This window comes from Cryobacterium sp. Hb1, assembly GCF_004403585.1.
In the GTDB taxonomy this organism is placed as follows: Bacteria; Actinomycetota; Actinomycetes; order Actinomycetales; family Microbacteriaceae; genus Cryobacterium; species Cryobacterium lyxosi.
The window spans coordinates 239,224-253,489 of record NZ_SOHI01000024.1; the positions used below are offsets into that span (position 1 = coordinate 239,224).

General features: G+C 64.6%; 12 protein-coding genes. 9 read left to right on the plus strand and 3 right to left on the minus strand.

Annotated elements, in window-relative coordinates:
• Window positions 1–88 precede the first annotated feature (88 nt).
• Window positions 89–898: an SDR family oxidoreductase gene (locus E3T38_RS08585; protein ID WP_166805477.1), complete on the minus strand. Its 810-nt coding sequence runs from the start codon at window positions 896–898 to the stop codon at window positions 89–91.
• A 246-nt stretch (window positions 899–1,144) separates the two neighbouring features.
• On the opposite strand from E3T38_RS08585, the gene E3T38_RS08590 reads away from it, so the two are divergent.
• The 4 genes from E3T38_RS08590 (at window position 1,145) to E3T38_RS08605 (ending at window position 6,758) form a co-directional block, all read left to right on the plus strand.
• Entirely contained in the window at window positions 1,145–2,176 is a 1,032-nt protein-coding gene (locus E3T38_RS08590) for an extracellular solute-binding protein (protein WP_134547851.1), read from the plus strand.
• A gap of 72 nt (window positions 2,177–2,248) precedes the next feature.
• Window positions 2,249–3,829, plus strand: a complete 1,581-nt coding sequence (locus tag E3T38_RS16950; protein WP_198417331.1) for an iron ABC transporter permease — start codon at window positions 2,249–2,251, stop codon at window positions 3,827–3,829.
• Window positions 3,829–5,064: an ABC transporter ATP-binding protein gene (locus tag E3T38_RS08600; RefSeq protein ID WP_198417332.1), complete on the plus strand. Its 1,236-nt coding sequence runs from the start codon at window positions 3,829–3,831 to the stop codon at window positions 5,062–5,064. Before E3T38_RS16950 ends, E3T38_RS08600 begins: the two co-directional genes overlap by 1 nt.
• A 242-nt stretch (window positions 5,065–5,306) precedes the next feature.
• Window positions 5,307–6,758 carry an amino acid permease gene (locus E3T38_RS08605; RefSeq protein WP_134547853.1) on the plus strand — a complete coding sequence of 484 codons (1,452 nt, stop codon included), beginning with the start codon at window positions 5,307–5,309 and terminating at the stop codon, window positions 6,756–6,758.
• 56 nt (window positions 6,759–6,814) lie between these two features.
• Here E3T38_RS08605 and E3T38_RS08610 read toward each other — a convergent pair whose 3' ends face one another.
• Window positions 6,815–8,137 (minus strand): MATE family efflux transporter, encoded by a 1,323-nt coding sequence (locus tag E3T38_RS08610; RefSeq protein ID WP_134547854.1) that lies wholly within the window; start codon window positions 8,135–8,137, stop codon window positions 6,815–6,817.
• 358 nt (window positions 8,138–8,495) lie between these two features.
• Between E3T38_RS08610 and E3T38_RS08615 the strand changes: the two genes are divergently transcribed.
• A complete protein-coding gene (locus tag E3T38_RS08615) occupies window positions 8,496–9,527 on the plus strand; it encodes a bile acid:sodium symporter family protein (protein WP_241984373.1) in 1,032 nt (343 codons plus the stop codon).
• A 116-nt stretch (window positions 9,528–9,643) separates the two neighbouring features.
• On the opposite strand, the gene E3T38_RS08620 is transcribed toward E3T38_RS08615, so the two are convergent.
• On the minus strand, window positions 9,644–10,204 hold the full coding sequence (locus E3T38_RS08620) for a TetR/AcrR family transcriptional regulator (protein ID WP_134547855.1): 561 nt from the start codon (window positions 10,202–10,204) through the stop codon (window positions 9,644–9,646).
• A gap of 71 nt (window positions 10,205–10,275) precedes the next feature.
• Here E3T38_RS08620 and E3T38_RS08625 point away from each other — a divergent pair, with 71 nt between their 5' ends.
• The 4 genes from E3T38_RS08625 to E3T38_RS08640 all read left to right on the plus strand — a co-directional run bounded on the left by E3T38_RS08625 (window position 10,276) and on the right by E3T38_RS08640 (window position 14,201).
• Entirely contained in the window at window positions 10,276–10,632 is a 357-nt protein-coding gene (locus E3T38_RS08625) for a DsrE family protein (protein WP_134547856.1), read from the plus strand.
• Between the two features lie 43 nt (window positions 10,633–10,675).
• The gene (locus E3T38_RS08630) at window positions 10,676–10,969 is read left to right on the plus strand and encodes a putative quinol monooxygenase (RefSeq protein ID WP_104197212.1); all 294 of its coding nucleotides are present in this window, start codon (window positions 10,676–10,678) and stop codon (window positions 10,967–10,969) included.
• Between the two features lie 221 nt (window positions 10,970–11,190).
• Complete coding sequence (locus E3T38_RS08635; RefSeq protein ID WP_134547857.1) at window positions 11,191–13,155, plus strand: M13 family metallopeptidase; 1,965 nt, start codon at window positions 11,191–11,193, stop codon at window positions 13,153–13,155.
• A 98-nt stretch (window positions 13,156–13,253) separates the two neighbouring features.
• Window positions 13,254–14,201, plus strand: a complete 948-nt coding sequence (locus E3T38_RS08640; protein WP_241984374.1) for a serine hydrolase — start codon at window positions 13,254–13,256, stop codon at window positions 14,199–14,201.
• Window positions 14,202–14,266 lie beyond the last annotated feature (65 nt).

A 14,266-nucleotide genomic window follows, 5' to 3' on the forward strand; every position in this document is an offset into this window, starting at 1 on the left:
CTCACGGTTCCTGAACGGGGGCGGACGGCCTCGACTCGAGACGGACGGACAGGTCAAAGGTACAACGAGTGCCACCCGAACGATTTGCCTAGATGCTGCGGTGGTCTCGTACCGCGGATTCCAAATCTGCGAGTCCGGGGGCCATCGCAGCGTCGACGGCCATGGGGTCTGAGATGTTGAGCTCCTGCATGCCGCGCCGGTCGTCGGGGACCGTGTTGATTTCGTGGTCGCCAGCCTCCAGTCCGGCCAGCACATCGGCAATGACGTCGTCGAGGGATCGACGCTCCCAGCCCAAGTCGGCCCCAGCGTTCTGAGATGACATCATGTCGGTATCCGTCGCGCCCGGGTAGACGGTCGTCACGTGCACTTTCGATCCGGTCAATTCGCGCCGCAGGGATTCTCCGAAACGAGCGAGGCCGGCCTTAGTAGCGGCATAGACCGAATAAAATGGCATGCCGACGAGGGCGATTCCGCTGGAAATGTTCAAGACAATACTGTCTCGGTCGGCGCCGGCACGAAGACGCGGCAACAGAGCCCGGGTCAGAAGCACGGGGGCAACGAGGTTGAGTTCGATCATGGATCGAATGTCGGCCTCGCTGGTCAATTCGAGCCGCCCGGCGCGCACGTTGCCGGCATTGTTCACGAGCAGGTCCACGGTGTCCCACGACTCTACGGCCTCAGCAACGCGGTCAACACTATTGGGCAGGGTGAGATCCTGCGTAAAAACTTCGGCCGTGCCGCCGGCGGCTTCGACCAGCTGAGCTGTCGCGACGAGCGTTGACTCTTTTCGGCCGACCAGGAGCAGGTGGGCGCCTCTCGATCCGAATTCGACAGCCAAGGCACGCCCTATTCCCTGCCCTGCTCCGGTGATAATGCCGTATCGGTTGGTTAGATCCACAATAGTCATTCCTTCGAATTAGGCGAGACGTGCAGCGAGCACTCGACTCGCATTGATCATTGGGGCCAACGGTCTGCTGACGCGGGCTATTCCCCACGCGCTCCGCCAAGCATCGGGCATCGGGCATCGGGCATCGCAGCCAGCCGGGCATCGGCTTGTCCTTGTCGAATGGACACACGATTCGCCCCGTCGACAAAGTTAGCGTAGCCTTACCTTAGCAACCGTTCGTCACGTCTCTGGAGTCCCATGCGCATCCCCTTTTCTGTCGCCGCACTCGTTGCCGGCGCCACTGTTTTCGCCCTCGCCGGATGCACGCAGGCCGCAGAGCCGGCAGCAAGCTCCGCAGACGGCGCCTTCACCCTCTACTCGGGGCGCGACGAAGCGCTCATCCAGCCGCTCATCGACCAGTTCGAGGAGCAAAGCGGCATCAGCGTCGAGGTGCGCTACGGCAACACCGCCGAGCTCGGCGCGCTGCTGCTCGAAGAAGGCGAGGCCACTCCAGCCCAGGTGTTTCTCGCGCAAGACGCCGGAGCGCTCGGAGCCCTGAGCAACGCCGACCTGTTCGCGACGTTGCCAGCAACAACCACCGACAAGGTCCCAGCCGGATTCACCTCGACGGACGATACCTGGGTTGGCGTCACCGGCCGTGCTCGCGTGATCACCTATGACAGCGAGGTGATGAGTGCGGACGAGGTGCCTTCAAGCGTTGATGCATTCACCGACCCCGCCTGGGCTGGAAAGTTCGGCATCGCGCCGGCCAACGCGAGCTTTCAAGCCTTTGTCACCGCCTATCGGGTGCTGAACGGCGAAGAGGCCGCAGACAAGTGGGTCGCCGCCGTCGCGGCCAATGACCCGGTCATCTTCGACAACAACCGCGCGATCCTCGCCGCCGTCAACGACGGGGTCATCGAGGCCGGACTCATAAACCACTATTACTGGTTCGCCCAAGCCGCCGAAACCGGCGAGGCCAACATGCGCGCGCAGCTCTCCTATCCCGAAGCTGGCGATGCCGGATCGATCGTGAATGTCACGGGGGCCGGCTTACTCGCAGGTGCCACAGCGGACGCCGACGCGCTCGAGTTCATCGACTATCTCGTCGGCACCGATGCCCAGCAGTATTTCGTCGATGAGACCTACGAGTACCCGCTCATCGCCGGTATCGACGCCCCGGCCGGATTGCCCGCGCTCGACTCACTCGTCAACCCCGACCTCGACCTGGCCGACCTGGACACCCTCGCTGACACCCAGGCCCTGCTCGGCAAGCACGGCCTGATCTAACATTGCAGTAGTGAAGGCGCGGTTGTGGGCTCGGGTCGATGGCCGTGCCCTACCCTGCGCCGGGAGTCTCTCGTGACCGAGCTGCTCATTCCACCGCCCGAAACGGATGCCCCGCTACCACCGCGCGCGCCCGGCCGACATCGTTTCGGCGCGCCGCCCTGGCTGCTGGTGCTCGCCGCGCTCTGCGCGGCGACTGCCGCCATACCGCTGGTCTACCTCGTGGCGCGTACGACCGAGGCGGGGCTCACCGAATTGCTCGATACCCTGATGCGCCAGCGCGTGCTGCAGCTCACGATCAACACGGTGCTGCTCGCTTCGACCGTCACCCTGTCGTGCCTCGTGCTCGGCACGGTCTGCGCCTGGGTTCTCACGCGCATCCGCCTACCTCTTCAGCGCACGTTATTGCTGGTCTCCGCGCTGCCACTGGCGGTTCCAAGCTACCTGGCCGCTTACGGATGGCTGGTCTGGTTTCCCCACCTCAACGGGTTTTGGGCCAGCTGGTTCGTCATGACCGTCGTCTGCACCCCCTACGTGACGCTGCCGGTCGCGGCGGCGCTGCGCGGCGCATCCGCAGATCTGGAATCGGTAGCCCGCACCCTCGGTCGTGGCCCGTTTCGCGCGTTCGCGGCCGCGACCTGGCCCCAGATTCGCCCGGCGGCGATCGCCGGGGCGCTACTGGTATGCCTCTACTCGCTGAGCGATTTCGGGCTCGTCGCGATGCTACGGTTTCAGACGCTCACCTGGGGAATCAATGCCGCGTATGGTGCGAGTTTCGACCGCAACCAGGCAGCGCTGCTCGCCCTCGTGCTTGTCGTGCTCGCCCTCGTGGTCGTGGCCGGCGAGCGTCGCAGCCGCCGCCAAGTCTCCAGTGTTCCCGGTCGCAGTACCATGCCGATGCGCACGCCCGGCCGTACCTGGCCCGTCTATGTCGCGCTGCTCCTCGCCGCGCCGCTCGCTGGGGTCGTAGTTCCGGTGGTCGGATTGCTCAGTCGCCTGCTCGAGGCTGAAACCCTGCGCGCAATCGACGTGTCGCGTTTGGTCGAGGCGATCGGCGCGACCCTCGGACTGGCCCTGGCGGCCGCCGTGATCGCGGTGTTCGTGGCACTGCCGATCGCCGCGCTCGCCGCCCGGTACCGCGGAAGGCTCGTCGCGGCAATCGAGGCCGTCGGCTTTCTCGGCCATGCCCTGCCCGGTATCGTCGTGGGTCTCTCACTCGTGTTCTTCGCGCTCGCTGCGGTTCCGATGTTCTACCAAACCTCGCTCGTGCTCGTTTTCGCCTACGTTGTTCTGTTCATGCCGCGCGCCATCGGCAGCGTGCGCAGCGGCATCGCTGCGGTACCAACGAGCCTCGGCGACGTGTCGCGCATGCTCGGCCTGTCACCGTTTCAGGCCTGGTGGCGGGTGACCGCACGCCTCGCCCTGCCCGGCATCGCGATCGGCGCACTGCTCGTGGCCATCTCAGCCATGAAAGAATTGCCAGCGACGCTGCTGCTGCGGCCCACGGGCATTTCGACGCTCGCGACCGAGTTGTGGAGTCGCACGGCCCTGTTCGAGTTCGGCGCTGCGGCGCCGTACGCGGCGGCGCTCGTGCTCGTGGCGATGGTGCCCGCGGTGCTGCTGTCCGGCATTCGCGGCACGGCAAGGGAGAACTAGTGGGCTGGGTAACGATCGAGGCGCTGAGCGTCTCCTATGGTGACACGCGTGTGCTTGACGACGTCAGCCTGCACATTCCGCGCGGCTCGCTCGTGGCTGTTCTCGGTCCCAGCGGATGCGGCAAGACCACGCTCCTGCGCGCGGTTGCGGGTCTGTTGCCGGTCGACTCGGGCACGATCACCGTCGGTGGGCGCCTCGTTACCGGCCCCGGCGTGCTACGGGCTCCGGAGAAGCGCGGCATGGGCTGGGTTCCGCAAGATGCCTCCCTGTTTCCGCACCTGTCGGTGGGGGAAAACATCGGCTTTGGTCTGCCGCGCTCGAAGCAGAACGACGACCTCTACTGCGAACCCGGCGAGACTTCCGGCGGAGTCGGCGGACTGCTGGCCGGACTCACCCGGCGTGGTCGCGCCAACCGCGCCCGACCGGTGTCCGTTCTGGCCGGTACAGCGGCGCACGCGAACCCCCTCACTGCAGTACCGATCAGCCCCGACCGCGGCCGCCAGACCAGCCGGGCGGCCCGCATCGCGGAGCTCGCTACCCTCGTGGGCCTGGCCGAACTCGTGGATCGCGCCCCCTCGCAGCTCTCCGGTGGCCAGGCCCAGCGGGTGTCGCTGGCCCGGGCGCTCGCTCCTCGCCCCGATCTCATACTGCTCGACGAACCGTTCGCGGCCCTCGACCCGTTGCTGCGTTCGGCCCTGCGCACCGAGGTCGCTGCCCTGCTGCGTGGCCAGCACAACACGAGCGTGATCGTGACGCACGACCAGGAAGAGGCGCTCTCCCTTGCCGATTTCGTAGCCGTGATGCGCGGCGGGAAGATTTTGCAATTCGGCACCCCAGCGGATGTCTATGAGCGCCCGGTCGACCCCTGGGTCGCTGGATTCGTCGGCGACACCGTCGAACTTGACGGCCAGTGGCGGGACGGCCGGGTGGAGTGCGCCCTCGGCTCTCTCCCGGCGGATTGGATGGGCGCGGCATCCGCCCCCGCCGACGGAACGCCGGTGTTCGTCTTGCTCCGCCCGGAATGGCTGACCCTGGCTATGCCATCGACCGAGCAACAAACTGATGCCGTCACCACCGCCATCGCCTACGCCGGCCATGACGCCCTGGTGAGCTTCGCCCTCCCGGCAGGCCTCATCGTACGCGCCCGAGTGGCGGCCCCCGACCTGCCCCGCATCGGTGACCGGCTAACCCTCGGGGTGCGCCAGAATGCTCTCGCCTACCCGCTGGGCGAGTGATTTGGCCGCGGCCCCGGGTTCCTGCCGGTAGGGGGAAAGCCTCTCACTCGCCGCACCGCCGCATCCGCTGACCCGTGCGGCATTCAGCCCGAAAAGCCACTCTTTCAGCGAGTTGCATGACGTTAGCTCACGCATGTGCCACCCTTAGGTCTGGTGAGAGCTCCGGGCCGTGCGCACGGAGCCCGCCCGAAACTAGGCGCAAGCGCGCATAAAACGGTCGAAGCCAAGCCAATGGAGGCTAAATGAACGAGCGCAATTCCAATTCGGTCATGAGGCGCAAACCCATTACCGACATCGGCGACGAGACCGCCAAGAACGGTCTCTTCAAGAGCCTCGGACTCTGGCAACTCACCGCGATCGGCGTCGGCGGCATCATCGGAATCGGTATTTTCACTCTCGCTGGACTCGTTGCAAACGGCGGTCCGGACGGTGAAGGCGCCGGTCCGGCCGTGCTCATCTCCTTTCTCATCGCCGGACTCGCGAGCGCGGCCGCCGCCCTCAGCTACGCAGAGTTCGCCGGGATGATCCCCCGCGCGGGTTCGGCGTACACCTACGGTTATGTCGCCCTCGGTGAGATTATTGGCTGGTTCATCGGCTGGGACCTGCTGCTCGAGTACATCGCGATCGTCGCCGTTGTCGCGATCGGCATCTCGGGGTACTTCACCGAGTTCATGAGCGGCATCGGCATCGACGTTCCGACCTGGATGCAGGGCACCCCCGACACTCTCGACGGTGGCCTGATCAACCTGCCCGCCATCGTGGTCTGTGTGCTCGTGACCTTCATCCTCAGCCGCGGAACGCAGACCTTCGGCCGCTTTGAGCTCGTCGCCGTCGGGCTCAAGGTGTTGCTGATCCTCGCAATCATCGTTCTGGGGTTCTTTTACATCAACACCCAGAACTACGTTCCATTCGTGCCGAATGGGTTCGGCGCGGTCTTCACCGGCGCGGCCACGGTCTTCTTCGCCGTCTTTGGTTATGACGCTATGAGCACCGCCGCCGAAGAGGCCAAAGATGGCAAGAAGCACATGCCGAAGGCGATTTTGCTCTCGCTCGCCATCGCCATGGTGCTCTACGTGCTGGCCACTCTCGTGCTCACCGGCATGCAGAATTGGCAGGATATCGACCCGACCGCCGCCTTCGCCGTCGCATTCCAGTCCGTCGGGCTTCCGATCGTCGCGACCGTGCTCTCGGCCTTCGCCGTTATCTCGATCCTCACCGTTATGCTGACATTTCTCCTCGGCGTCAGCCGGGTCTGGTTTTCGATGAGCCGCGACGGTCTGCTTCCCAAGTGGTTCTCCGGCACCGACCGGAAGGGAACTCCCGCCCGAGTCACGTGGATTGCCGGCCTTGCCGCGGCGCTACTGGCCGGGGTCTTCCCGATCCGGCTGATTGCAGACCTCACCAATATCGGAATTCTCGCCGCCTTCGTCGTGGTGTGCGTCGCCGTGATTGTGTTGCGACGCACCCGCCCCGATGTTCCCCGCACCTTCAAGCTGCCCTTCATGCCCTGGGTGCCCGTGTTCGGGGTTCTGTCTTCTGCCTTTCTTATCACGCAGCTGCACTGGGAGACCTGGCTGCGCTTTGGCATCTGGCTCGTCATCGGCCTGGTCATCTACTTCTTCTACGGTCGTCGCAACTCCGTCATGAACCCGAAAAGCCCGCGCTACATCGAGCATCCGGTCGATCCGCACTAGCGCCGTTCAGGCAGCGGATGCCGATGCGCGGCCGGCCCTGTTTCTGCGGCGCGAAGTCAGCGCGCGCCGACGATCATCCAGGCCAGACTGCGGGCGCGCAAACTCAACGTTAGGGCACGGGCGCCAAGGTAGCCGAGGGCGAACGCCGCCATGAGCAGTGCGAGACCAACTGGGCCCGCCGGCGCAAAGACCAACACGGCGGCGGCCAATGGCACGAAGGCTGCGAAGTTGAGCAGCCCGGTCAGGGCTAGGTAACGAGCGTCGCCGGCGCCGATGAGCACGCCGTCGAGTACGAACACCACCGCGCCGAGGGGGACGGATGCCCCCAGCACGATCATCGTCAGCGGCAGCAGTGAGATTACCGCGTCAGAGTTCGTGAACGCGTGCCCGAGCACGCCGCTCGTGCCGATCACGACCGCGGCGAGCACGAGGCCGGCCAGTACGCCCCATTCCAGGCAGCGGCGCAGCACGGCGCGCACGTGCGCCACGTCTCCGGCGCCGAGGCCGCGACCGACGAGGGCCTGGGCGGCGATCGCGAGGGCGTCGAGGGCAAAGGCGAGCGTCGCGAACAGGGTCATGGCGATCTGAAAGGCTGCGAGCTCGGGGGAGCCGAGCTGGGCGGCGACGAACACGGCGAGCAGCATGGCAGCGCGCAGGCTGAGCGTGCGCACAAACAGCCAGCCTCCGCTGCGGGCGCCGAGTAGTAATCCGGCTCGGTGCGGGCGCAGCGGAGCGCTCTGGCGCCTGGCATGCGTGGCGACCACCACGAGGTAGACCAGGGCCATGCCCCACTGCGCCACGACCGTGCCGATGGCCGATCCGGCAATGCCCCAGCCGAGCAGGTAGATGAAGACATAGTTGAGCGCGATGTTCGCACCGAAGCCGATTCCGGCGACGTAGAGCGGCGTACGGGTGTCCTGCAGGCCGCGCAGCAGTCCGGTGGCGGCGAATACCAGCAGCATGGCGGGCAGGCCGAACATTGAGATACTGAGGTAGGTGGCGGCATCCGCTGTCACGTCCGGTTCGGCGCCGAACGCGCCGACGAGCACCGGAACGGCCAGCAGGCCACCGGCCGCGAGAACGATTCCGAGACCGACGGCGAGCCAGAGCCCGTCAATGCCGACGGAGACTGCCTTGCGCGTATCGCCGGCGCCGAGCCAGCGGGCCACAGCCGGGGTGGTGCTGTAGGCGAGAAACACCATGAGGCCGATGATGGTTTGCAGCACCGCGCTCGCCAGGCCGAGTCCGGCCAGCGGGGTGGTGCCGAGGTGGCCGACCATGGCCGAATCCGCCAGCAGAAACAGCGGTTCGGCCATGAGGGCACCGAGCGCGGGCACGGCGAGCCGCAGAATGTCGTGGTCGATGGGCTGTGCCCGCAAAATATTGATGGTTCGACTCTACGGGGGGCCGCCGGTCAGTTCTGAGCCGCGCTGCTGCCTGACTTATTGAGCGTTGCGTTGAGCCGGAGACTGGCAGCGTTCATGTGCGTTCGCGCCGATTCCGGGAGTTGGTGGATCTGGGGGTGTTGAATCCGGAGAATCGGTGGCAGCACCTTGGAGACGCCGCCTAACCAGCAGGTGCCGTCCAGCAGGTGCCGTCCAGCAGGTGCCGTCCAGCAGGGCGCGAACTTGCGTATGTGCGGGGTCCAGGTGCTGGCTGTGAGACGTGAGGTTGTGTACGCGGCATGTTCGTCGTGATGGAATTGGTCAGAGTCGTGGCTTATCCGTTCGCGCGCTCTTGCTCACCGTCGAGCCTGCCGGCCATGAGGTTTCTGTTCATTGTGGGTATGGTTTCATCATGTATCGCATCAGAATTGTCAGCGCATTCGTCGGTCGTTGGTTTGCCGTTATTGTTTTGGCTGCGGGGGCGTTGGCGCTTGCTGTCCCCAACGCATTTTCAGGCCTGACCGTGGCGATCCCGTGGTTACTTGCCGTGATCATGCTGGGAATGGGTATGACGCTGCGTCCCGTTGACTTCGCGATTATTGCCAGGCGGCCGTGGGCCCTTCTGCTCGGCGTTGCGGTCCAGTTTTTTGTGATGCCGTTGCTTGGCTTTGGGATTGCCGTCGCGTTCGGGCTTTCGCCGATGCTGACGGCCGGCATGATCTTGGTCGGTTCGGTGCCTGGAGGTACAGCGTCCAACGTGATGGTTTACCTCTCTAAGGGCGATACCGCGTTGTCTGTGGCGATGACGTCCGTTTCGACGTTGTTGGCGCCTGTGCTGACGCCGCTGCTGGTCTTGGTGCTCGTGGGAGAGTCCTTGCCCGTTAATGCTGGCGCCTTGTTCGTGTCGATTGTGCAGATCGTGCTGGTTCCGGTGGTGCTCGGGCTCGTGCTGCGCATGATCGTGCCGCGCCTGGTGGAGCGGTTTCTCGATGTTTTGCCGCTGCTGTCGGTGGCCGGCATCACCGTAGTGGTCGCGGCCGTCATCGCCGCGAGTGCCTCTACGCTGTTATCAATTGGCGTGCTCGTGGTCGTCGCCGTGATCTTGCACAACTCCCTCGGGCTGACGCTGGGGTACTACATCGGGCGCCTGTTCGGGCTTCCAGTCGCTAGTCGCCGAGCTCTCAGCTTTGAGGTGGGTATGCAGAACTCCGGCCTGGCCGCAGCCCTGGCCGTGGCGCATTTCAACCCGGTGGCCGCGCTGCCAGCGGCGATTTTCTCGGTCTGGCACAACGTCTCGGGTTCGGTGCTCGCCAGCTACTGGGCGCGCAAGGGTCTGCCTTCCGATGAGGTTTCCGAATCTTTGCCGGTCACCACCCGAGCCTGATCTGACCGGTAGTCAGAAGGCAGTGACCAAGCGCTGACCACCGCCGGCTAACGGGCAGCTTTGTCACGTTTCGTAAGTTCTCCCTTGGTGGCGAGCGGGTGCGTATCCTCAGGTTTCTAAGCGTCGACGAGTTCTTGTGCCATGGTGCTTGCTTCGCGAACGAGAGCAGCGTCGCGGCCGACTTTCGCTGCGGTGATAGCCGCGTCGTAGAGCAAGACGAGGCGGGATGCTGCCGTGGAAATAGTGTCTGCACCAAGGAGGTTGGCCAGGTGTGTGCGAACGACGGCGCGGTAGTCTCGCGCGACCGTGCGTACCGCAGCGCATTCCGGCAGTTCGATCACGGCGTTGGTGAATGGGCAGCCGTGGAACGTGTTCAATTCGACTGAGCGGGCGAGGGGCTCAAATAGGGCGGCGACCCGCTCCCGGCGTGGTGAGAGCGGATTGTCCAGTGCGTGGGCGTTTCGGATCCAGCCGTCTAGTTCCTGCTCCAGGTAGGCCACGACGAGAGCTTCTTTGTTGGCAAAGTTGTTATAGAGGCTGGCTTTGGCGACGCCCGCGTTACGCACGACGAGGTCGATTCCCGTTGCATTGATGCCGTGTTCGTGGAACAGGCGGCCCGCGGACGCGAGTAGGCGCTCTTTGGCGCTCACTATCGGGGTGATGGTCGACGAATGCATACTTTGATATTACCAGACCGATCGGTATAGTTAGTGGTGGCCAGATCGGTCTAACTAGGAGGTAGATATTCATGTCTGAATCTAAGATCGCCGTCGTCATTTATGAGCCCATCGGCTCCGACACCTCACGCGTCTATCGCGGTCTCAAAACCGCCCTCGAGTTCAAGGATGCTGGCGATGACGTTGTCGTCGTTTTCGACGGATCGGGTGTCGAATCCCTCGCCGCCATCTCAGACCCTAAGCACAAGATGAACCCGCTCGCCGTCGCCCTGCGCGACAACATCCGGGGCGCCTGCGCATTCTGCGTCGCATCCCACGGGGTTACCGACGCTGTCGAGTCCGGCGGCTGGCCGCTACTTGCTGAGTACAAAGGCGAAGCGAGTATCCGTTCTCTCGTCGTCGAGGGCTACCAGATCCTCAACTTCTAAGCACCACGTCCGCCCCCGTTCCCTTGCATGAATTGGAGTTTTCATGGCCCTGACAGTACTTCTTGACCTTCGCTTGAAACCGGAAGCCGTTCTTGGTGCGCCGGCCATGCTGCGAGACATCCTTACCGGGACCCGAGCATTTGAGGGGTGTTTGGGTGTTGACGTGTTGCTTGATTGTGACGACCCCGCCCACATGATCTTGCTGGAACGGTGGGCGTCGGCCGACGCTGACGCGGCCTATCGTGAGTGGCGGGCGGGTGCGGGTGCGACCGAACTGGGCTCATTGCTAGCCAGCGCCCCCCAGGTCTCAATGTTTGAGACTGCCAGCGACATCTGACTGAGCACGACAGCACGCACCCGAGATCATGTTCCCGTTCTCGGGTGCGCGCCGTGGGTCGTTGCGACGCCGGTGGTGGTGTCGGTTCGGCTGTCCCGTTCGCAACAATCGAACCCAGATACTTGTTCGAAGTGATGCTGCGTTGGCGGGCAACGTTTTTAGTATCGAATATTGATTCGTACACTCGGCTTCCACCGACTCCGCCCAGATAGGCTGGGGCCATGACTGAGCTGGCGAGTGCATCCGGAATCAACCAGAACGAACTTGACCCGGAGGTGCGCCCACAAGACGATCTCTTTCGGCACGTGAACGGCAAATGGATCGCACGTAGCGAGATCCCCGCCGACAAGGCCCGCTGGGGTTCCTTCACGATGCTTGCCGAAGACGCCGAGAAGGCCGTGCGTGAGATTATCGTCGAGGCGCAGGCCGCGTCAGAGGGCAGCCTGGAGCGCAAGTTCGGCGACCTCTACACGAGCTTTCTCGACGAAGAGCGCATCGAAGCGCTCGGGTCCACCCCGCTGCGCGACGACCTTGCCGCGGTCGACGCGGTCACCAGCATCTCCGAACTCCTCTCGACCCTCGGCCGCCTCGAGCGCGGTGGCGTCGCCGGAGCCTTCCACCTCTACGTCGACAACGACCCGGGCAACCCTGAGCGCTACCTGGTCTTCATCGCGCAGGGTGGTATCGGCTTGCCAGACGAGTCCTATTACCGTGAAGAAAAGTTTGCCGAGATTCGCACCAAGTATCAGGAATTTCTCGAGCGGATGTTCACCCTCGCCGGCTTCGACGGTGCCGCCGATCGCGCAGCGCGCGTCTTCGACCTCGAAACCGAACTCGCCTCGCACCACTGGGACAAGGTGGCTACCCGCGACAGTGAGAAAACCTACAACCTGCGCACCTGGGGCCAGGTCTCCGCGCTCGCAGCGGGTGCCGACGTCGACCTCTGGCTGGCGGGCCTCGACGCCCCGGCCGGCGGCTTCGAAGAGGTCGTCGTGCGTGAACCCAGCTTCATTGCGGGGCTCGCGACCGCCCTGTCAGACGACCGTCTCGAATCGTGGCAGGACTGGCTGCGCTGGCAGGTCATCCGCTCGAGTGCTGCGTACCTGTCGGGTGAATTCGTGGAGGCGAACTTCGACTTCTACGGGCGTACCCTGAGCGGCACCCCGCAGCTGCGTGACCGCTGGAAGCGCGGCGTCTCACTCGTGGAGGGCGCTCTCGGCGAGGCCGTGGGCCGCATCTACGTGGAGCGTCACTTCAAGCCAAGCGCCAAGGAGAGCATGGACGTGCTCGTGGCCAACCTCGTGCAAGCCTACGAAAACAGCATCAGCACCCTCGACTGGATGACCGAGGAGACACGCACGAGAGCCCTCGAAAAGCTGCGCAAATTCACGCCGAAGATCGGCTACCCGGTGAAGTGGCGCGACTATTCCAGCCTCGAGATCGCAGCTGACGACCTCATCAGCAACGTCAAGGCCGCTGGCGAGTTCGAGTTTCAGCGCGAGCTCGGCAAGATCGGCAAGCCGCTCGACCGCGACGAATGGTTCATGACGCCGCAGACCATCAACGCCTACTACAACCCCGGATTCAACGAAATCGTCTTTCCGGCCGCCATCTTGCAGTTTCCGTTCTTCGACGATGCGCGTGACCCGGCCGCCAATTACGGCGCGATCGGTGCGGTCATCGGCCACGAGATCGGACACGGCTTCGACGACCAGGGCTCCAAGTACGATGGCGATGGCCGCCTCACCGACTGGTGGACCGCCGAGGACAAGGCCGCGTTCGAGCTGCGCACGACCGCGCTCATCGCGCAATTCGAGGGCCTTACGCCGCAGGCCATCCCCGGCCACACCGTCAACGGCGCACTCACGATCGGCGAGAACATCGGTGACCTCGGCGGGCTCTCCATCGCCTGGAAGGCCTATCTGCTCTCGCTGAACGGTGCAGAAAGCCCCGTCATCGACGGACTCACCGGTGCCGAACGATTCTTTCTCTCCTGGGCCCAGGCCTGGCAGATGAAACTGCGCGACGCTGAGGCCATCCGCTTGCTGGCTATCGACCCGCACTCCCCGAACGAGTTTCGCTGCAACCAGATCGTCAGCAACATTCCCGCGTTCTATGAGGCGTTCGAGGTCGGCGAAGCGGATGCCCTCTACCTCGCCCCCGACCAGCGCGTCACCATCTGGTAGCGCGATCGTCCCCCCGTCCGGGTTACTGTAGGAACAAGTTCTTCTGAGCTGGGGATGAGGCAGGCGCTGGGCGTAAGCCGCGGAAAGGATCGAACCGAGTGATCGTTTCCGGGCGCGACGCCGACGGCGCCAGTGCTGCTTCCAGCCGAGCGGATGCCGTGCCTGGCCGTTCCCGCCACGCGGCGCTGCCTGGCGGCAAACACCGCACAACAGACTCGCCCGAGAATTTCGCCCGTGGCTTTGCGTGCCTCGGCGAACTGGCCCTCAACGGTGTGCAGGTCTCGGCCCGGGCAACCGATCTTTCGACCGGACGCGTGCTCTTCTCGGTCGACGACCACGTGTCGATGCCAACGGCGAGCGTTGGCAAGGTGCTGCTGCTGATCGAGGTGGCAGCGCGCCTGAACGACGCCGAATTCGGGCTGGCCACGATGCTCGAACGGTCCGGCGCGGATGCCGTGAGTGATTCCGGTGTCTGGCAGCATCTGCAGACTTCACGACTCGGTGTCGCTGATCTTGCCGCCCTCGTTGGCGCGACGAGTGACAACCTCGCCACGAACGTGCTCATTCGTGCCGTAGGGCTGCACTCGGTGCGCGCCCGTACCGAACAGCTCGGACTCAGCCGCACGGCGCTGCTCGATCTGGTGCGACACACACGCGGCCCCGACGACGCGCCGCAGCTCTCGGTGGGCAGCGCGAAGGAGCTCACCTGGCTGTTCACGGCGCTCGCCCGCGGCGAGATCGTAAATGCTGAGACCAGCGCGCGGGTGATTGGCTGGCTGTCGCTCAACACCGACCTGTCGCTCGTGGCCAGTGCCTTCGGCCTGGATCCGCTCGCGCACCGGGAGAGCGACCACGGTTTGCTCATGGTCAACAAGACGGGAACGACTACGGGCGTTCGCAGCGAGGTGGGCATCCTCCGCGGTCCGCGGGCCGGAGTGACGTACGCGGTGTCGATGGTGTTCGACGATGCTCGGCATATGACCCGGCTCGCGGTGCTCGACGGCATGCGCTCGGTGGGGGCCGACCTGCTGGAGTACGTGCACTAACTGGCGGTAAGTTGTGCCATCGTGGAGGTGACGGGCAGTGACGCCCGTCACCGACGCGAAGGAGC